We start from the raw sequence: 20,460 nt of genomic DNA on the forward strand, positions 1-20,460 counted from the left end.
AGCAAAAGATCAAGCCGGTAATATTTCCGAGGCCAGCAATCAAGTACATCCTAGAACAAGTGTAGAAGAAGAAAATAATGAGCCTTTGCCGCCGAGTGAATTGCGAGCAGCAACAGTTATGGAAGATAAGGTCGTTTTAATGTGGCAAGCTGCTGATTCTAATGGGATAAGTGCTTATCAAGTTTATCGAAATGATGAGTTAGTAGGAGAGGTGCCAGCGGATATTTTGTCTTATACGGACGCTGGTTTAACAGAAAATACAAATTATTCCTATACAGTTAAATCAAAGGATCCTTCGGGCAATCTTTCTAAAGCTAGCAACTTGATCGTAGTTCAGACGAGTCAAAAACCAGCAAAGAAGACGCCTAAACAACCATCGTCTGACGATCCTGTGAACCATACAAAAAATAATACGACAGATAAAAGTATTCCAGCACAAATTATCAATAAGGTTTCAACTGATAAAACTCTGCTTGATAAATTACCGTTAACGGGCAGCCGCGTGCATCCAGCTTTGCAAATAGCGGGAGTAGTTATTGTAGGGGGAATAGCTGTGGTATGGTTTAAGCGACGAAAAAAGAGCTAATTCTTTTTTAAAAGAAAAATAAATAAAAATTTAGCCTCTAATTAATCTAATGGGAACAAAAAGATTTAACTTAACTTTCTAATACAAAACCGAAGAATTGCGATAAAAGTTTCTTTTTTATCACAATTCTTCGGTTTTTTGAAAGTAATTTTCGTTTATTCTACCGTTACTGATTTTGCTAAGTTACGTGGTTTATCCACATCTAGTCCTCTTAGTAAAGTTGCATAATAAGCAATAAGTTGAGTCGGTAAAACGGTGATTAAGGAAGTAAATAATGGATGAACCAAAGGTAATACTAAGTTATCTTCTTCTTTTTCTAGTCCTTTTGTTGCAATAATTAACGTCTTTGCTCCACGACTTTCTACTTCTTTAAGATTTCCGCGAGTGTGGGCTCCAGTTATTTTTTCACTAATTAAGCCGATAACTGGTGTATCTGTTTCAATTAAAGCAATGGTTCCATGTTTTAATTCGCCGGCAGCAAAGCCTTCTGCTTGAATATAACTGATTTCTTTTAATTTTAATGCCGCTTCTAATGAAACAGCATAATCTGTACCACGACCAATGTAAAAGGCATTCTGTGTGCCTGTGAAATAGCTTTCAGCCAATTCTTGCAAATAATCTTTTTGTGAGATGACTTCTTCCATAGCATTTGCAACGATACTTAGTTCGTGATCAATATCAAAATTTAAAGCAGATGGAATTTGCTTTTTGTCGCCAATTCCTTTTGCAAATACAGCTAAAAGTGCAATTTGAGCGGTATACGCTTTTGTTGAAGCTACTGCAATTTCAGGACCAGCGTGCAAAAGCAAGGTGAAAGAAGCTTCTCTTGATAAAGTAGAACCGGGAACATTTGTGATCGTTAACGAAGGATAGTGCAATTTATTTATTTTTACTAATACTTGTCGGCTGTCGGCCGTTTCACCGCTTTGACTCAAGAAAATAAAAAATGGTTTATCTGAAAGTAACGGCATGTTATAGCCAAATTCACTAGCAAGATGTACTTCTACAGGAATATGAGTAAGCGTTTCTAGAATAGGTTTTCCTGCCAATCCTGCATGATAGCTTGTTCCACAAGCGATGATGTAAATGCGGTCACTATTTTGGACGGTTGTTAAAAGCTGTTGATCTATTGTTACTTGGTTGCCATGATTGACATAAAATTGAGCAATTTTTCGCATGACGATAGGTTGTTCATCAATTTCTTTAAGCATGTAATAAGGATAAGTTCCTTTTTCTATGTCGCTTGCGTCAATTTGTGCTTCAAATGAAGTACGATTAACGGCTTGACCAGTAAGTGTTTCAATTGAAATTCCATTACGGGTTACCATAACTAACTCACCATCTTCAATTTCAACAAATTCTTTTGTATGTGAAATCATTGCCATGGCGTCGCTAGCAATTACATTAAATCCATCTCCTAAGCCAACCAATAAAGGACTCTTGTTTTTAGCAACAAACATTTTATCTGGTAATGCACGATCAACCATGGCAAATGCATAAGAACCTTTAACTAACTGTAAGGTTTTTACAAAGGCAGATTTTGTATCAAGTCCTTTATTGGAAAAAAATTCAATGAGATGAACAATAATTTCTGTATCTGTTTCACCTAAAAAGCGATCATTTATTAGATATTCTTTTTTTAATTCTTCAAAATTTTCGATTACTCCGTTATGAACAAGTACAAAGCGTCCACTTTGAGAAGTATGAGGATGGGCATTTGCATTTGAAGGTTCCCCATGAGTAGCCCAGCGTGTGTGTCCGATGCCAATTGTGCCAATCATATCCTTTGACAATTGATTCTTTAAGTTCTGTATTCTTCCTTGTGCTTTGACCAAAAAATCATTTTCATGAGTTGCCACAAATATTCCCGCTGAATCGTACCCTCGATACTCTAATTTTTCTAAACCATTAATCAATCCGGGAGTTACATTTTCTAATCCAATCATTCCAACAATTCCACACATGAGAAATCCCTACTTTCTATATCATAAAATCAAATGAACGTTTCCAATTGCGTGAATAGGTTCTTGTTCGATCTTCACAGATCGTTTTTTTGCTATTCTGTAGAGTGCAGTCCCTAGGGCCATCCGCCGAAAATTTCGATAAACCCTTTCCTCGTCATCTGTTTTCACAGATCAGGCGCTATTTTATTAATGATAAATGGTATATTCAAACTCCTTTTTATTTTTTTTTGGAAACTTCTTAAAGAATAACGTTTAATTATATCGTTTGTCAATTAAAAAGATAAAAAGTTGAATTGGTATACATGTAAATGTGATTGCTATATAAAATAAGTTTTGACTATCATCTTTTGACAGACTTCGGTACAATGAGAATGTAAAAATAAAAAGGAGGATAAGTAGTGGAAGCAAAGATAGAAACGATAACAGTAGGAATGTTGAAAAAACAGCTTGCTGAATTTGAAAAATTAAATTTTGTAAGTGATGAAACTAAAATTCTTTTAGATACAGGATGGGATAGTCTTCAAGAAATTGCACCTGATGCACTTGCCGTTAGTTGCGTACAACAATTTGTAGTGGAAGACGAGTGGACAAAAGAGAAATTTCGAGGATTTGTGCTGGAAGAAAAAGCTGAAAAAATGAATGGAGAAGGACCGAAAGAACAAGTGCTTGTCCTAAAAAATTTGTATTAAAGAGAGGGAATTTATGAATAAAAAGCGTTGGATAGCAGTTTTAATTGCAGCGGGACTATTCATTGTTTCAATAGTATCTGCTAGGTGGACATCAAATTTACAAGAAGAAAAACAAGTCGGTGGCTTGAATCGTTTTCTTTATGGAGATACTGAACTTTCTCCAACAGTTCTAGAAGAAGGAAATAGTACCGAAAAAATTGTTAAATTATCTGTGGAAGGTACGATTACAGATGAAGGTTCAACGGGTTTTTTTGCTACACAAGGGTACGATCATGAAAAATTCATGGAACAATTAGAAGCAATAAAAGAGGACGAAAGTGTCAAAGGAATCTTTTTGGAAGTCAATTCTCCCGGCGGCGGCGTTTATGAAAGTGCGGAAATTGCTAACGCTCTAAATGATATTCGTCAAACACGCCATCTTCCCATGTACGTCAGCATGAAAAATACCGCAGCCAGCGGTGGGTATTATATTTCAGCACAAGCAGATAAAATTTATGCAACAAAAGAGACCGTTACAGGGTCTATTGGAGTGATTATGTCAAGTTTGAATTATGCTGGATTATTAAAAAAACTGGGAATAGAAGATACAACGGTTAAAAGTGGTGCGTTAAAAGATATAGGTTCTAGTACTAGAGCGCAAACTCAAGAGGATCAAGCAGTTTTACAAGCTTATGTTGATAATGCGTATAATCGATTTGTTAAGGTAGTTAGTGCTGGCAGGCATAAATCAGTAGAAGAAGTGAAAAAAATAGCGGATGGTCGCATTTATGATGGCGAGCAAGCAAAAGAAGTAGGCTTAGTGGATGAGTTAGGATATCCAGAAGATGCACTAGAGGCAATGAGAAAAGAACAAGGTTTAGAAAACGCGCAACTTGTAGAATATACCACAAGTACTACAGGATTTGTCAATACTTGGTTAGGTTCAAAATTGGCGGAAATTCAAGGGTTAAAGACATCTGAAACAAGTCAGATTTTAACTTTTCTCGAAAAGCAAGGAACGATAGCATCACCAAAAGCCATGTATTATTATGGAGGTGAGTGAGCGTGAAGAAAAATGCTGGCGAAAAAATTGCTCATAGCGACCGTCCGAACGTAGGTCCAGATCCTGACTTTTCACAAAAAGTGCTTCGGTCTTTTAAGAAAAGCCCATTATCGGAAAGTGAAATAAAAGCGAAACAACAGCATTGGAAAAAATATACAGAAGAAACATCGGAGAAAGTAGAAATAAACGATTTTCCTAACTATTTTTATGCTGGATTTTGGATAAGATTAAGCGCGTTTGTTATTGATTTGATTTGTATTGGAGCGATTATGCGTTTAACGTTGCAAACTGCTGCTAATCTAGGTTGGCTGAAAATTTCAGACTCCTATTTGAGTGTCTATGGTCTAACTGCATTGGTTATTTATCTTGGGTATTTTATTTTGTTAACTAAATTGAATCATGGACAGACGATTGGAAAGATGGTTTTTGGTATTCGGGTAGTTTCTTTTGATGAGCTTGAGTTGAGTTGGTCAACGATATTAGTCCGAGAAGGCGCTTGTCGCTTTATTTTAAAATTTCCTTTGCTGTTTGTTGGATATTTTCCAATGATTTTTAATCAAAAAAAACAACATGTAGGTGATTATTTTTCAAATACAAGTGTTGTTACTCTTAATTTGATTAAAGCGTTTAATCAAGAAACAAATGCTTAAAGTAAATTGTTTTGTTGTTGATAAAAGAAGAGAAGGGAGAAAAAATGTGTGGAGCAAATTAACTTTCCTGATAAATATGAGAATCTCATGCGTTTGGCACGGCAAACATTAGCCGATCACCAATATTTTCAAGCAAAAACTTTGCTTCAACGTGCATATGAACAAAAGACGACATTTGAAGCAAACCGTCTACTTGTATTTTGTTTAATTGAAATGGACGAAAAAAAGGAAGCGTTAAATCAAGCATTTGCACATGAAAAGGAATACATGAACGAGGAAGAGACTGCGGCATTTTATTTTGATTTACTGATTCAAACCAATGATTACTTATATGCACGTAAGCTAATTGCCAACCATGATTTCTCAGATTCATTTGAACAGATCGTGTTGGATAAAATTCAACAAACGGAAACCTTTATGAGACAAAAAGAACGTCAAAAAATCCGTGAGATTCGTTGTAGCGTGGAATTATTGCCGAGGTTGTCTCCTACTGAACAATTACGAATGGTGTCAAAAATTGAAAAATTACCGTATCATGAATTTACTCAAACTGTAAGGAAACTGATTGTCCAGCCAGAAATTCATTTATTTGTGCGCGCCAAATTGTTAGAGTTATTAGTACAAGTAAAAAATAATCAATTGGGTTCTTATTTGACCATCGATAAGTTATTGATAGAAGTTACGCCAAATACATTGCCAAAGCCACAAGAACAGCTGGCTTATCAGAAATTATCGAGGTTAGCTGAAAACTATGAGGTGCAAAATGCGCCTCTTAGTGCGATTTTAAAAGAAGAATTTGTATTGCAATGTGCTCTTCTTTACCCTGTTTATGATACGTATGTCGGAGACCCTAAAAGTTGGTTTGATCATACTGTCAGTATCTATGAGGGTGCTACTGATAAGAAGCGAACAGAAGAAGAAAAAATTTTTGCGAAAAAAAGAAAAATTATTTTAAGAGAAATTCGTCTTTTTCAAGAACAAGAAAGTGGATTATAAGATGAAAAAGTCATGAAAAACGGGGATTCTACCTGCTCAATAGGTTTACAATTCGCAAGGGTTAGTGTACTATTTAAAGGTATGCATGAAACGTTTTTGATGTATAAAATGAATTTCTAAACTCGGAGGGAATTAAATGACTGCAACATTTGAAAAAAAAGGCACGAATGACGGTGTTTTAAAATTTACGATTGCGCAAGATGAAATCCAAAAGGGATTAACGACTGCGTTTAACAAAGTAAAAAGAAACTTGAACGTACCGGGGTTTCGTAAAGGAAAAGTATCGCGCCAAGTATTTAATCGTATGTATGGTGAAGAAGCGCTTTACGAAGATGCGCTGAACGCAATATTGCCAGAAAATTATGAAGCAGCAGTAAAAGAAGCGGGAATTGAGCCTGTTTCACAACCTAAAATTGATGTAGAGAGTATGGAAAAAGGTCAAGATTGGGTGATTACTGCTGAAGTTACTGTAAAACCTGAAGTGAAATTAGGACAATATAAAGATTTAATAGTTGAAAAGCAAGACCGCCAAGTAACAGATGCGGACGTTGAAGAACGCCTTAAACGTGAACAAGAAGCACAAGCGGAGCTAGTGATTAAAGAAGATGCTGCGGCTGAAAATGGAGATACAGTCGTAATAGATTTTGAAGGTTTTGTTGATGGAGAAGTGTTTGAAGGCGGAAAAGGTGAAAATTATTCGCTTGAATTAGGTTCTGGCTCATTCATTCCTGGGTTTGAAGATCAATTAGTCGGTAAAAAATCAGGAGAAAGCTTAGACGTAACGGTTACTTTCCCGCAAGACTATCAAGCAAAAGATCTTGCAGGAAAAGAAGCTGTTTTCAAAGTAACTGTTCATGAAGTAAAAGCAAAAGAAGTGCCTGAATTAGATGATGAATTTGCAAAAGATGTCGATGATGAAGTATCAACATTAACTGAATTAAAAGAAAAATATCGCAAAGAATTAACGGAAACAAAACAAAAAGCAGCAGATGATGCAAAAGACGAAGCAGCGATTCGCATGGCTGTAGAAAATGCAGAAATTATTGACTTGCCTGAAGTGATGATTCATGATGAAGTTCACCGTTCTATGGAAGAGTTTTTAAATAACATGCAACGTCAAGGCATCTCTTCAGAAATGTATTATCAAATGACGGGGACGTCAGAAGAAGATTTACACAAACAATTTGAAGGCGAAGCAGAAATGCGTACAAAAACCAATCTTGTAATCGAAGCAGTTGCAAAAGCTGAAAAACTAGAAGCAACGGAAGAAGAAATTCAGGCGGAAATTCAAGAGTTGGCTGATTCATACAATATGCCGATTGAACAAATTAAACGTGTTTTAACGGATGAGATGTTAAAACATGATGTTATCATGAAAAAAGCGATCAATTTAATTACTGAAACAGCAACTGAAGCATAAATATTGGTTGGAGAAAAAAGAGGAGGCTGAATAAGTCGCTCCTCTTTTTTCTTAGATTAAATTTTTTGAGTTTATTTAGCACTTTTGCTTTTTTTTGAATTATGGTATTATAATGAAAGACTTTTAAGTCTGTGATAGTTTCTTGCATTGAACGTGCAAGTTAAGGGGTGAAGACCATGTATGATAATCCAAATGGCAATGAGACCGTACGTTGTTCATTTTGTGGAAAAACACAAGAAGAAGTAAAAAAAATCGTAGCTGGTCCAGGGGTCTACATCTGTAATGAATGTATTGACCTGTGTAAGGAAATCATTGATGAAGAATTTTATGATGAAGCAGTACGTGAGTTAACAGAAGTACCAAAACCTTTAGAAATTTTAGAAATCTTAAACGATTATGTGATTGGTCAAGATCGTGCTAAACGTTCATTGGCTGTAGCGGTGTATAACCACTACAAACGAGTGAACCAGCAGTCCCAAGAAAATACAGATGATGTGGAATTGCAAAAAAGTAATATCTGTTTGATTGGTCCGACTGGATCAGGTAAGACATTTTTGGCACAAACTTTAGCGAAAACGTTAAATGTCCCTTTCGCAATAGCAGATGCTACGAGTTTAACGGAAGCAGGGTATGTTGGCGAAGATGTGGAAAATATTTTACTGAAGTTGTTGCAAGCGGCTGATTATAACGTGGAGCGGGCAGAAAAAGGAATTATTTATATTGATGAAATTGATAAGATTGCTCGTAAAAGTGAAAATGTTTCAATTACCCGTGACGTATCAGGAGAAGGTGTTCAACAAGCACTTTTAAAAATTCTAGAAGGAACTGTAGCGAGTGTACCGCCTCAGGGAGGTCGGAAACATCCTCATCAAGAGTTTATCCAAATTGATACTACAAATGTATTATTTATCGTTGGTGGTGCGTTTGATGGAATTGAAACAATTGTAAAAAATCGTTTGGGAGAAAAGACTATTGGATTTGGTACGCAAAATCAAAAATTGGCTGAAGGCGAAAGCGTTATGCAGCAAATTATTCCAGAAGATTTATTAAAATTCGGATTGATTCCAGAATTTATCGGACGCTTACCGGTAATGGCTGCGTTAGAGAAATTGACGACAGAAGACCTTGTACGGATTTTAACGGAACCAAAGAATGCATTAGTAAAACAATACAAAAAACTACTGTCTTTGGATGACACGGAATTAGAATTTGAACCAGATGCGTTAAAAGCCATTGCGAAAAAAGCGATTGACCGCAATACTGGTGCACGTGGCTTGCGCTCCATTATTGAAGAGATTATGATGGATGTTATGTTTGATATTCCTTCAAATGAAACGATTGAAAAAGTAATTATCACAAAAGAAGCTGCTGAACTTACAGGAGAACCGACTGTAATTTATAAAGATTCTGAAAAAAAAGCTGGATAGATACAAAAGGCTGTCGCAAAAGTTAAGTGGTGCTTTTACGACGGCTTTGTGTTTTCCTCACAAAAGTAACAGTTTTTTACGAATTATGATAAGCGGTGTTTGAAGAGTTTGAAATTTGACGCTAAGTCAGATCTTCTTAAAAAATAACGGTTGTTTCCAGAAGATAGTTCTTATTGCTCAGGTTGCTCTTTTTCACAGCCTTTTTAGGAGAGATTTTATGAAAGTACATCATGCAGAAATAGTTATTAGTGCGGTTGCTCCTCAACAGTATCCAGAATCTGATTTACCTGAGGTTGCTTTAGCAGGACGTTCGAATGTCGGAAAATCTTCTTTCATTAATACGTTAATTGATCGAAAAAATTTAGCGCGTACGTCGGGAAAACCAGGTAAAACACAAACTTTGAATTTTTATTTAATTGAAAATGTTTTACATTTCGTTGATGTTCCGGGGTACGGTTATGCAAAAGTATCAAAAATGGAACGTGCTAAGTGGGGGAAAATGATCGAAACCTACCTTACTACTAGAAAACAATTACGGACAGTAATTGCTTTAGTTGATTTGCGCCATAAGCCGACTCAAGAAGATGTTCAAATGTATGAATTTTTGAAATATTATGGGATATCGGTGATTGTAGTGGCGACGAAGGCGGATAAAATACCACGAGGGAAATGGAATAAACATGAAAGTGAGATCAAAAAAGCGCTAAACTTTGATGACGACGATCAATTTCTTCTATTTTCTTCTGTTACCAAACACGGAAAAGACGAAGCATGGCGGGCAATTGAAGAGGCAATAGCAGATAAAGCCTAAAAAATTTGCAGCACGCACAAGTTCTAATTTATAGGAGCTTGTCGTGCTGCAAATTTTTTTATTTTTTCTCAGATTCTTTTTTTTGTTCTTTTTTTGGTTTTAAAAAACGATCAATTTCTTCTTTAGAAGCCACTGTTTTTTCAGGATCAACCGCAAAAGATTCAAATAGTTTATCAAGATTATCTGTTCGTTCAAATTTAAGTCCCATTTTTTTCACCTCGTTAGTTAGTTACTTTTTATTTTATCATGGAATATAGACTAAAAATGCTTAAGGCGTTAAATTTTTGTTTTTTCTTATGTTTAGTTATAATTTGATTATAAAATAATTTGAAATAGGTGAGATTATTATGGGTTGTGATAAATTAATGATGAATATTCAATTAACAAATGTAAGTCGATCTCAAATAAAAAAAGAAATAAATGATTGGCTGGTTTTTATCCGAATAATATTTGAACCATCGTTTTTTCAGTCTTCTCATCAAATAAAACAACCTTTTGACTGGCAAACATTTTCACGTGAAGCGATAAAAGAATGCTATTTTTTGTCAGGAAATTTGAGTGTGGGGGACGACTATAACGAATGTAATATTTACTTTAAGGATCAACAATTATTAATTAAGAATATTTTAAAAAAAGAAAGTTTCTTTTTAAATGAATCCGTAATCCGTGATTATGTCAAAATCAAAATGGAAAAAAATGGAATATTTGCATACATTAGGGCATATGACGAATTTATTTATCATAATACAAAAGAAATAAATGAGCGATTTACTTTTGAAACAGCAGAAGAAATTGAGCGGTTGCCTAAGATGAAAGGGTTATCTAATAAAATTGTGATCGATTGTAATCAATTTCCCGGTTATGATTTATTTTATGAAGGAATGTGTTTTACTTCTTGTTGGGAGATGTATTATAGTTCTCATTATTATCAAATGATTCCTAAACAGATGTTTTTGGAAGTGCAACAAGTAGAGTATATCAAAGAATATCAAAATGAAGTCATTGAAATTCAATTGTATCGTGATCCTTTTAAATGGCAAGAAGCTGTAAATCTTCATTTTCAAGTTTATTATCGTGATCAATTAGGGTTTGATCATCTTGCTTGGGATAATGGTGTGGGCGTTTTAAAAGCACCTTTTGTTGAATATGCTTATACAAATTGTGGTATTCAATCTGTTCAATATCAAAATGAATATATGCAGCCTACGCAAAAGAAACTGGCGGTATTTTTTGTTACCCGAAATTATCATGCTGAAAAAAATGAATGCTGTGAAAAAAGGGTTAAAGGTAGATTGAATGCTCAAGCTTATTTTCCTTTGAAAGATGAAGAAAGGGCACAAATGATGTTTTGTAAAGCAATTGACCCGCGTATTTCATTAGATAATGGAATTGAGGCTTATTGTTACTATATAAGAGAATATTTAGAAATAAGCGTTGAAGATGAACAGTATAAAGAATATTTAGCTGTTTTACGTCTTTATGTTCCTGCTGAAAATGTGAGACGAGTACCTTTAAATGAGATTCGAAAGAGATTACCAGATATTAAGTTTAAACGTTTTAGAAAAAGACGTAAATTTTTTAGCTTTGATGTAAAAAAAGGAGAAAACCATCTGAGAGTAGAGTTTTATAATGATCCTAGGTTAAATAAATTTGAAACGTTGCAAAAAAATGAGGTGGATCGTCTGTGGCCTCAAGAAAGTAGGATATCAAATAATATTGTTGAATAGTTTCTAGAGGAATAAGGCTGCTTTTTTGAAGAATCTATAAAATTACTATTATTTTGTAGTTAAATAAATCTTTTTAGCTTGGTAGATGATAACAGAAATGATTTTTCAATGTTTGTGATGACGAGTTTTTAGGTGAAACTAGTCATGTGAACTGCAGTTTTATTTAAAAGCGGAAGTAGAAATAATTTTTTCACCGACCGATTGGTATTTACAGTCATTAATTTCATCAATTTTGACTTGGTTTGTGAAATTTAAGAAGTTTTGTTTTAAATACAAATACTTATTCATTGTCTTAACTTAATTAGCAAACATGAATGTTAAGGAGACGGTCAAAAAAATTGAGTAATTTAAATGAAAAAGGTGATAGAATGGATAAACACTTGTATTATCGTGTGATGGGACCAACAGCTGGATTTGCTTTACTTATGCTTCTTATTCCTGGTATACCAATGCGTTCTTTGTTTGGTTTTTTAGTAATGTTTCTTGGATTTGGTAGATATTATTATTTGATGTCCAGAAAATAAGACTAAAATAAAAAAGTGTTTAATTCTTTGTCCTTATTCAATAAAGAGTTGAACACTTTTTTGATTGTTTTAGAATATAAATGAATGTTTTTGAACGTTTTTTGTTGCTAATTAAAAAGAAATATGCTAATATGTGTCGTGAGGTGATCGTGGAAATGCTTACAGAAGAGCGCAGACAAAAGATACTACACTTGTTAGATCAACAAAAAATTGTCAAATCACAAGATTTAATTGCAATATTAAATGCTTCTGAATCAACAATTAGGCGTGATTTACAGGAATTAGAAAATGAAGGACTTTTAGAAAGAATCCACGGTGGAGCTAAAAAAGGTCAGCTTTTAGGTTTTGAACAAAATATGACTGAAAAAACACTCAAAAACATTCATGAAAAACAAGTAATCGCTCAACTAGCTGCGAGTTTGATTAATGAAGAAGATGTGATTTATTTAGATGCTGGCTCCACCACACTAGAAATGATCCCTTATTTGCAAGGAAGAAAACTAACGGTAGTAACGAATTCAGTAAAACATGCAGCAGGTTTGGTTGATTTACAACTTTCTACGATTATTTTAGGCGGACAAGTAAAATTATCAACTAATGCCGTGTTGGGCGCCAATGCATTGGATCAATTAAAGGATTATCACTTTAATAAAGTGTTTATGGGAATGAACGGTGCAGACTTAACGCATGGTTTTACTACGCCGGATCCAGAAGAAGCGGCAGTAAAAAAACTAGCAATGGCAAATGCAGAAGAAAGTTTTGTACTCATTGATCATTCCAAATTTAACAAGCTTAGTTTCACCTCTGTTGCTTCTTTATCAGCAGCTACGATCATAACTGAGCGTTGTCCTATAGAAATTGCAGAAGATTATCGTGAACGGACAACAATTAAGGAGGCAATACAATGATTTACACTGTAACATTAAACCCATCAATTGACTTTATCGTACGAGTAGAAGGATTAAAAATCGGCCAATTGAACCGAATGAAAGAAGACTTTAAAGTTCCGGGAGGAAAAGGAATCAATGTTTCTAGAATTTTGAAAAGAATTGGTTCAAATTCAACCGCTCTTGGTTTTTTAGGTGGATTTACCGGAAACTTTATATCGGATTGGCTGGAAAGAGAAGAAATTCATACTTCATTTACGACTGTTCAATCAGATACTAGAATCAATATCAAATTAAAATCAGATTCTGAAACAGAGATCAACGGATTAGGACCAATGATTTCAGAGGAAGAAATTAATCATTTAAAGCAAACGCTAAGTGCGGTGGAAAAAGGAGATATTGTTGTTTTGTCCGGCAGTACGCCAGCTAGCTTGAGAAACGGTTTTTACCAAGAATTAATTGAGCTTATTCGTGAAAAAGAGGCAGATTTTGTGATCGATACGACAGGTGATGAGCTTAAACATTCACTTGAAAAAAATCCACTTTTAATCAAACCGAATAACCATGAGTTGGCAGAATTATACCAAACAAAGTTTCAAAAAATTGAAGACATCCTTCCTTATGGGAAAAAATTATTGGCTGAAGGTGCGCAAAATGTCTTAATTTCAATGGCTGGTGACGGAGCGTTGATGTTTACGAGCGAAGGTGTTTATCAATCCAACGTATTGTTTCGTCCGTTAAAAAATTCAGTAGGTGCAGGAGATTCAATGATTGCTGGTTTTATTGGTGCTTATAGTAAAAATCAAAATCCGATAGAAGCGTTTCAATGGGGAGTTGCTTGTGGGAGTGCAACAGCATTTTCTGATGATTTAGCTTCTAGAGCATTGATTGACGAATTGTTACCCGAAGTTGAGATAACAAAAATAGATTAGTTTTCAGGAGGAATATGATGAATATTAAAGACTTAATGATCAAAGAGGCTATGATCATGGACTTGCAAGCAACCGATAAAACAGGTGCAATTGATGAAATGGTCCAAAAAATGTATGAAGCAGGCAGAATCTCTGATATTGAAACCTACAAAAAAGGGATCCTGGCTCGTGAAGCGCAAACCTCTACGGGATTAGGTGATGGCATTGCGATGCCTCATGCAAAAAATGCAGCAGTAAAAGAAGCAACAGTTTTATTTGCTAAAAGTAAAAAAGGCGTTGATTATGAAGCCTTAGATGGTCAACCGACTTATTTATTTTTTATGATTGCTGCACCAGAAGGAGCAAATGATACACATCTTCAAGCTTTAGCGGCACTATCTCGTCTTTTAGTTGATCCGGATTTTGTGGAAAAGTTAAAGAAAGCTAATTCACCAGAGGCTGTACAAGATTTATTTCAAGTGGCACAAGCGCAAAAAAATGCAGAAGAAAAAGCAGAACAGGAAAAGCAAGTAGAAAAAACAACTGCTGATGCAAAGAAATTTGTTATTGCAGTTACTGCTTGTCCAACTGGTATTGCTCATACGTATATGGCAGAAGATTCATTGAAGAAAAAAGCGAAAGAAATGGGCGTTGAAATCAAAGTGGAAACAAACGGCTCAGAAGGGATAAAAAACCGTTTAACGGCAGAAGATATCGCCCGAGCAGATGGTGTGATTGTCGCGGCGGATAAAAAAGTTGCTATGGATCGTTTTGATGGTAAAGCACTTGTCAATCGTCCTGTGAGTGATGGCATTCGTAAGCCGGAAGAATTAATCAATCTTGCGTTGAGTGGAACGGCTCCAGTTTATCATGGAGAAGGAAAAGAAAATTCATCTGATGAAGGAAATGCGTCGGGTACAATTGGACAAAGAATTTACAAAGATTTGATGAATGGAGTTTCCCACATGCTGCCTTTTGTAATTGGCGGTGGGATTGCGATTGCCCTTTCATTTATGGTTGACCAATTTATAGGAGTGCCTCAAGATCAACTGGCCAATCTAGGAAATTATAACCAAGTAGCTAGTTGGTTTAATCAAATTGGTCAAGCGGCATTTGGGTTTATGCTACCTGTTCTTGCAGGTTTTATCGCTTCAAGTATTGGTGATCGTCCAGGTCTAATTGCCGGTTTTGCTGCAGGAGCCTTGGCAAATGTTGGCGGGGCAGGATTCTTAGGGGCTTTAATTGGTGGATTTTTAGCAGGATACGTGATTGTCTTTTTGCGCAAGCTCTTCAAGAAATTACCTCAATCATTGGATGGAATTAAAACTATTCTCTTTTATCCAGTTTTTGGGTTGTTAATTACAGGTTTTTTGATGCTGTTGGTTAATGTCCCAATGAAAGCAATTAATGACGCATTAAACGGCTTTTTGACTAGCATGAGTGGATCAAATGCTGCGTTACTTGGTGCATTGCTTGCTGGTATGATGGCTGCTGACTTAGGCGGACCAATTAATAAAGCAGCTTATGTTTTTGGAACAGCAACTTTAGCTACAACAGTAGCAACTGGTGGTAGTGTTGTCATGGCTTCTGTCATGGCTGGTGGGATGGTTCCGCCACTCGCCATTTTTGTAGCTACTCGTTTATTTAAAAATAAATTTAGTAAAACTGATAGAGATGCTGGCTTAACGAATATTGTGATGGGCTTATCATTTGTTACAGAAGGGTCTATTCCATTTGCAGCAGCCGATCCAATCCGCGCCATCCCAAGCTTTATTATTGGTTCAGCTTTAACAGGTGGCTTAGTTGGTGCGTTTGGTATTAAATTACTTGCACCACATGGCGGAATTTTTGTTGTCTTCTTGTTGAGTCACCCAATCATGTATCTCGTATTTATTGCTATTGGGGCAATCGTTTCTGGTGTGATTTATGGATTATTAAGAAAATCACCCGCAGAAAAAATAGCTTAATTGTTATTAAAGATAAGCCTTCTTGTGAAAATCAGAGATGATTCTTATAAGAAGGTTTTTTAATGTTTGTGATCAAAATATTAAAAAAGGAAAATTTTTTAAACACCCAAATGACTGTTATGAAGGGGTTTGAAATTTATTAAACTTATTTTTTCTTTGCAGTAATTTTTCAAACAATAGCTGCGTTGAGAAAAAATTTTTTATACAAAAATGCTTGGTGAAGCAAGGTACCTTCGTTAACTAATTATGAAAGAGAAATCAAATGAAGTGAAAAAAGAGTCCACCTTTAAAAAAATGAAAATTTATAAAAGAGGTTAGTCCATATTACTTGTTTTTTATCATGTATACAATTGTAAGAAGCAGAAGCAAAAAAATTAAAGTAAAAAAAGAAAATCTTAAAAAAAAGTATATAGCGATGGTACCTTCTCCCACATTCATTAGTTCTCCTTTCTAAAAATGATATTATTAAAAATATATCATTTTAAACTATTTAAAAAGATATTTTATTTTTATACTTTACTAATAATAGTGTAGCATAAAACTTAAGGACTCGAAACAAATAAAGTAACAGAAAGTAAGAAGCATACTAAATAAAAATTGACTAAATTGAAATGATTAATAAGTAAATTTTTTAACTCGGATTAGAGATTTCCAATACAGTAAACAGTTAGAAATATCCATAAAAAATAAAAGACCATTAGATGAAGAAAATGAGCGTGGGGCAAAAGTAAAGAATACTTTTACTCCACGCTCTAAACATAGATAAACGGTGGAAACAAAAAGCAGCTCCTTCGGAGTTAAATACTTCTGTCCCAGCTTTATTGTGTAGATTTTAAAAGTGTTTATTGATCATAGTGGAAGAACGATCGAGGATTGCTTTTCGCACACTTAAAAGATGTTGCTCGTCTGTCAAAATAACCAAAATGTCTCCAATAGTTATGATGGTATCTCCATGAGTTAAGATTTCTTTATTTCCTCTGATGATAGAAACTAAGAGCATATGATTTGGCCAATTAAAATCTCGGACCATTCGTCCATCTAATGAACTCTCAGCAGTAATTGGAAATTCAAAAGTTGTTTTACCAACTAATATTGGCTGTTTTTGTTGTTGGAGCAAACGTTCTAACAGTGATTCATAAATCGGATTTCCTCCTAATAAGTCATCAACAATATACGCAAATAATGAAACCACTCCTAGAGGCATTAAATGGTTTAAGGAGCCCACCATTTCTGTTACAAGAATAATCGCAGTTAGTGGAGCTTTCCCAATTGCTGTAAAGTAGCCAGCCATGGCAATCACAATAAAATCTTTTACATACATGGAATTCATTCCCGTTAGCTGGACTAGCATTGTGCCATAAAAGCAGCCGATTAATGCACCTAATGTTAAGATAGGCAAAAAGATTCCACCAGGTAAATTTGCGCCATATGAAATCATGGAAAAGAAAAAACGCAATACAAAAAGACCAAAAATGAATGTTAAAGGATAAATCGCATGTCCTGAGGCGATGATGAGTTGATTTCCACCGCCTAATGTAGTAGGCCAAAAATAGCCAATTGGTAGAACTAGCAGGAACGGCACGAATCCATAAAAATGAGCAGGAAGTGGTAATTGACAATAAATTTTTGGTAAATTCAATAATACCCGTTGATAAATAAAGCCGAGTATTCCTAAAACAACTCCTAAAAGAATCAAGTAACCATAATAATTAAATGGCAACGAAGGAATCTCTCCTAAAGATAACACAGGTTTTAACCCAAAAAAATAAAGTGAAACAAAATTAGCAGTAATAGCAGAGGTAAAAGACGTCAACCAAACTAACGGAGAAAAAGAATGGTGAATTTCCTCTAACACAAATAATAAACCAGCAATAGGAGCATTAAAAGCTGCGGCTAAGCCAGCACTTGCACCACTTGAAATGAGAATTTTCTTTTCAGCAGAAGGACTATGTAAGAAGTAACTTGTCCCCTCTCCAACTACCGCACCTAATTGAATTGATGGACCTTCACGTCCTAAAAACAAGCCTGAACCAACCGAAAGGACACCACCAATAAATTTTTTCCATAAAACAGAAAACCATGAAATCGTCAATTCGCCTTGTAATTGACCTTCAACTTGTGGGATGCCACTTCCTTTAATGTCTGAGTCGCTTTTAATAAGCAAGCCCACAAAAAAAGCAGCGCCGATTGAAGTTACTAATAGAAGCAGCAAATCCCACGATTGTTTTTGGCTTAGGAGATACATTTTTTGTGTCAATTCGCCTAAGCGTTCAATCGTTAAACGAAAAAGACTGACCACGACCCCTGTTAGTAACCCAACTAGAATCCCCTTTAAAATATAGTAAAGCTGTGTTTTGTCTACTTGCTTAAAAAACATTTTTTTCATAACTAATCCCTCACTCCAATTTAATTTAGCGTGAATCAGTCATTTTTACAAGAGGAAAAGAAAATAAATTTATTTTCTTTTCAAATTCATGACATTATCAATGATTTTTCATGACTTTTGGCGATTATTGTTAATTGAGCACTTAAAGGAGTGAAGGAATATTTTCTTTAATGAACGCTAGGTAAATGCTATAATTAAAAGGATTGATAGTAAGAAAGGATGTTGTAAATGTCATCCAAAATTGAATTATTGAACGGGATGAATCCTCGACAAAAAGAAGCTGTTCTTCATACCGAAGGACCTCTATTACTAATGGCGGGCGCAGGTAGCGGGAAAACTAGAGTGTTAACGCATCGAATTGCATATTTAATTGAAGAAAAAGAAGTGAATCCATGGAATATCTTAGCGATTACTTTTACTAATAAAGCAGCAAAAGAAATGAAGGAACGAGTTAATGCGATCTTGGAAGTTGGGGGAGAAGATGTTTGGGTTTCGACCTTTCATTCGATGTGTGTACGTATTTTAAGAAGAGATGTCGATTTTATTGGATATAACCGTAACTTTACAATTATTGATTCTTCCGAGCAATTGTCTTTAATGAAACGTATTTTAAAAGAATTAAATGTTGACCCAAAAAAATATGATCCAAGAAGCCTTCTTAGCACCATTTCCCAAGCAAAAAATAAGTTGCAAAACCCTCAAGATTTTGCTAAGGGACAAGGCAATTATTATGAAGAGATTGCAGCAAAATGTTATGCTGTTTACCAAAAAGAATTACAGTATAACCAATGTATGGATTTTGATGACTTGATTATGAATACAATTCGCCTATTTAAAGAACATCCAGATTCATTAACCTATTATCAAAATAAATTTCATTATATCCATGTAGATGAATATCAAGATACAAATCACGCACAACATACGTTAGTAAATTTGTTAGCAGATCGATTTCAAAATCTATGCGTAGTAGGCGATGCAGACCAAAGCATTTATGGTTGGCGTGGAGCAGATATGCAAAATATTTTGGATTTTGAAAAAGATTATCCTCATGCAACTGTTATTTTGTTAGAACAAAATTATCGTTCGACTCAAAATATTTTAAAAGCTGCCAACCAAGTGATTGAAAATAACAACAATCGTAAACCAAAAAATCTTTGGACGGAAAATTGTGAAGGAAATAAAATTACTTATTATCGAGCAGACAACGAACGAGAAGAAACACGTTTTATCGTTGACCATATACAGGAAGAAATACGAGAACACAAGCGTAATTATGGTGATTTTGCCATTTTATATCGAACTAACGCACAATCTCGTGTGATGGAAGAAACATTATTAAAAGCCAACATTCCTTATAAAATGGTTGGTGGGCATAAGTTTTATGATCGAAAAGAAATTAAAGACATTTTAGCGTACTTAAATGTGATAGCTAATCCACAAGATTCAATCAGCTTTGAACGAATTGTCAATTCGCCAAAACGAGGGATTGGACCTGGATCAATTGAAAAATTAAGAAATTTTGCCACTATTCATCAGTGGTCATTACTTGAAGCCGCTCAAAATGTTGAGTTGACGAATATTGGTGGAAAAGCGGGGCAGCAATTAGGTTCCTTTGGTGAAATGATTCAGGCGATCACACAAATGGTTCCTTACCTGACGGTGACAGAATTGACAAAAGAAGTACTAGAACGTAGCGGTTATTTAGAAGATTTAAAGATTCAAAATACGTTAGAATCGCAAGCAAGATTAGAAAACTTAGAGGAATTCTTGACGGTTACACAGGAATTTGATAAAAAGTTTGAAGATCAAACACAAGAAAATAAAGATACACCAGAAGAAAAATTGATTGTATTTTTAAATGATTTAGCGCTAGTTTCTGATATTGATAATTTAGAAGAAGAAGCAACTCAAGTTACTTTGATGACTTTACATGCAGCAAAAGGGTTAGAATTTCCAGTTGTCTTTTTGATTGGTTTAGAAGAAGGAGTTTTTCCTCTTTCAAGAGCTTTGATGGAAGAAAGTGAATTAGAAGAAGAGCGAAGGCTTGCTTATGTCGGAATCACAAGAGCAAAAGAAACATTATATTTAACAAATGCGTTTTCTCGTACGCTATATGGTCGTACGCAATATAATCTCCCTTCTCGTTTTGTGGAAGAAATTGATCAAGAATTATTAGAAATTCAAGGAGTGCGCCCAATATCAAAGCAAACGAATCCCTTTGTAACTAAAACAGCAAAGTCCACTTATAAACAGCCCACAACGACGATTGTTTCATCAAAGACAGCAACTGGTGGAGAAAGTAATAATTGGAAAGCCGGCGACAAAGTCAAACATAAAAAATGGGGAGTCGGAACGGTGGTTCGAGTAAATGGAATATCTAAAGATTTAGAATTAGATGTTGCTTTTCCAAATCAAGGTGTGAAACGGTTATTGGCAGCTTTTGCACCGATCGAAAAAGCTTAAATTGGAG

Annotated in this window: 17 protein-coding genes; 14 read left to right on the plus strand and 3 right to left on the minus strand. The window is 34.9% G+C overall.

From position 1 onward, the window contains the following. Nucleotides 1-586 (plus strand): fibronectin type III domain-containing protein (locus RV14_RS04325; protein ID WP_143139734.1); only part of this gene is annotated, 586 nt, incomplete at its 5' end. Nucleotides 587-741: 155 nt separating this feature from the next. Here RV14_RS04325 and glmS read toward each other — a convergent pair. After that, entirely contained in the window at nt 742-2,550 is a 1,809-nt protein-coding gene (gene glmS / locus RV14_RS04330; RefSeq protein ID WP_071855079.1) for a glutamine--fructose-6-phosphate transaminase (isomerizing), read from the minus strand. 398 nt (nt 2,551-2,948) lie between these two features. Here glmS and RV14_RS04335 point away from each other — a divergent pair, with 398 nt between their 5' ends. The 7 genes from RV14_RS04335 to yihA all read left to right on the plus strand — a co-directional run bounded on the left by RV14_RS04335 (nt 2,949) and on the right by yihA (nt 9,585). Next, nucleotides 2,949-3,239: a hypothetical protein gene (locus tag RV14_RS04335; protein ID WP_071855080.1), complete on the plus strand. Its 291-nt coding sequence runs from the start codon at nt 2,949-2,951 to the stop codon at nt 3,237-3,239. 13 nt (nt 3,240-3,252) lie between these two features. After that, on the plus strand, nt 3,253-4,281 hold the full coding sequence (gene sppA, locus RV14_RS04340; RefSeq protein ID WP_071855081.1) for a signal peptide peptidase SppA: 1,029 nt from the start codon (nt 3,253-3,255) through the stop codon (nt 4,279-4,281). Nucleotides 4,282-4,283: 2 nt separating this feature from the next. Further along, complete coding sequence (locus RV14_RS04345) at nt 4,284-4,931, plus strand: RDD family protein (protein ID WP_071855082.1); 648 nt, start codon at nt 4,284-4,286, stop codon at nt 4,929-4,931. Nucleotides 4,932-4,979: 48 nt separating this feature from the next. Then, nucleotides 4,980-5,927 carry a hypothetical protein gene (locus RV14_RS04350; RefSeq protein ID WP_071855083.1) on the plus strand — a complete coding sequence of 316 codons (948 nt, stop codon included), beginning with the start codon at nt 4,980-4,982 and terminating at the stop codon, nt 5,925-5,927. A gap of 136 nt (nt 5,928-6,063) precedes the next feature. After that, on the plus strand, nt 6,064-7,347 hold the full coding sequence (gene tig, locus RV14_RS04355; protein ID WP_071855084.1) for a trigger factor: 1,284 nt from the start codon (nt 6,064-6,066) through the stop codon (nt 7,345-7,347). 176 nt (nt 7,348-7,523) lie between these two features. After that, on the plus strand, nt 7,524-8,774 hold the full coding sequence (clpX, locus tag RV14_RS04360) for an ATP-dependent Clp protease ATP-binding subunit ClpX (protein ID WP_071855085.1): 1,251 nt from the start codon (nt 7,524-7,526) through the stop codon (nt 8,772-8,774). A 217-nt stretch (nt 8,775-8,991) separates the two neighbouring features. Continuing rightward, complete coding sequence (gene yihA / locus RV14_RS04365; protein ID WP_071855086.1) at nt 8,992-9,585, plus strand: ribosome biogenesis GTP-binding protein YihA/YsxC; 594 nt, start codon at nt 8,992-8,994, stop codon at nt 9,583-9,585. A 58-nt stretch (nt 9,586-9,643) separates the two neighbouring features. On the opposite strand, the gene RV14_RS12205 is transcribed toward yihA, so the two are convergent. Then, complete coding sequence (locus RV14_RS12205; protein ID WP_167359837.1) at nt 9,644-9,793, minus strand: SPJ_0845 family protein; 150 nt, start codon at nt 9,791-9,793, stop codon at nt 9,644-9,646. A gap of 136 nt (nt 9,794-9,929) precedes the next feature. Here RV14_RS12205 and RV14_RS04370 point away from each other — a divergent pair, with 136 nt between their 5' ends. The 5 genes from RV14_RS04370 (at nt 9,930) to RV14_RS04390 (ending at nt 15,601) form a co-directional block, all read left to right on the plus strand. Further along, complete coding sequence (locus RV14_RS04370) at nt 9,930-11,312, plus strand: hypothetical protein (RefSeq protein ID WP_174544634.1); 1,383 nt, start codon at nt 9,930-9,932, stop codon at nt 11,310-11,312. 368 nt (nt 11,313-11,680) lie between these two features. Continuing rightward, a complete protein-coding gene (locus tag RV14_RS12210; protein ID WP_167359838.1) occupies nt 11,681-11,836 on the plus strand; it encodes a hypothetical protein in 156 nt (51 codons plus the stop codon). 155 nt (nt 11,837-11,991) lie between these two features. Further along, nucleotides 11,992-12,744, plus strand: a complete 753-nt coding sequence (locus tag RV14_RS04380) for a DeoR/GlpR family DNA-binding transcription regulator (protein WP_071855188.1) — start codon at nt 11,992-11,994, stop codon at nt 12,742-12,744. Beyond that, nucleotides 12,741-13,655, plus strand: a complete 915-nt coding sequence (gene pfkB / locus RV14_RS04385; protein WP_071855089.1) for a 1-phosphofructokinase — start codon at nt 12,741-12,743, stop codon at nt 13,653-13,655. Before RV14_RS04380 ends, pfkB begins: the two co-directional genes overlap by 4 nt. A 17-nt stretch (nt 13,656-13,672) precedes the next feature. Further along, nucleotides 13,673-15,601, plus strand: a complete 1,929-nt coding sequence (locus RV14_RS04390) for a PTS fructose transporter subunit IIABC (protein WP_071855090.1) — start codon at nt 13,673-13,675, stop codon at nt 15,599-15,601. Between the two features lie 832 nt (nt 15,602-16,433). Here RV14_RS04390 and RV14_RS04395 read toward each other — a convergent pair. After that, entirely contained in the window at nt 16,434-17,987 is a 1,554-nt protein-coding gene (locus tag RV14_RS04395; RefSeq protein WP_071855091.1) for a ClC family H(+)/Cl(-) exchange transporter, read from the minus strand. 228 nt (nt 17,988-18,215) lie between these two features. Here RV14_RS04395 and pcrA point away from each other — a divergent pair, with 228 nt between their 5' ends. After that, nucleotides 18,216-20,453, plus strand: a complete 2,238-nt coding sequence (pcrA, locus tag RV14_RS04400) for a DNA helicase PcrA (protein ID WP_071855092.1) — start codon at nt 18,216-18,218, stop codon at nt 20,451-20,453. Nucleotides 20,454-20,460: the final 7 nt, after the last annotated feature.

The organism is Enterococcus ratti (genome assembly GCF_001886195.1).
Classification (GTDB): Bacteria; Bacillota; Bacilli; order Lactobacillales; family Enterococcaceae; genus Enterococcus_B; species Enterococcus_B ratti.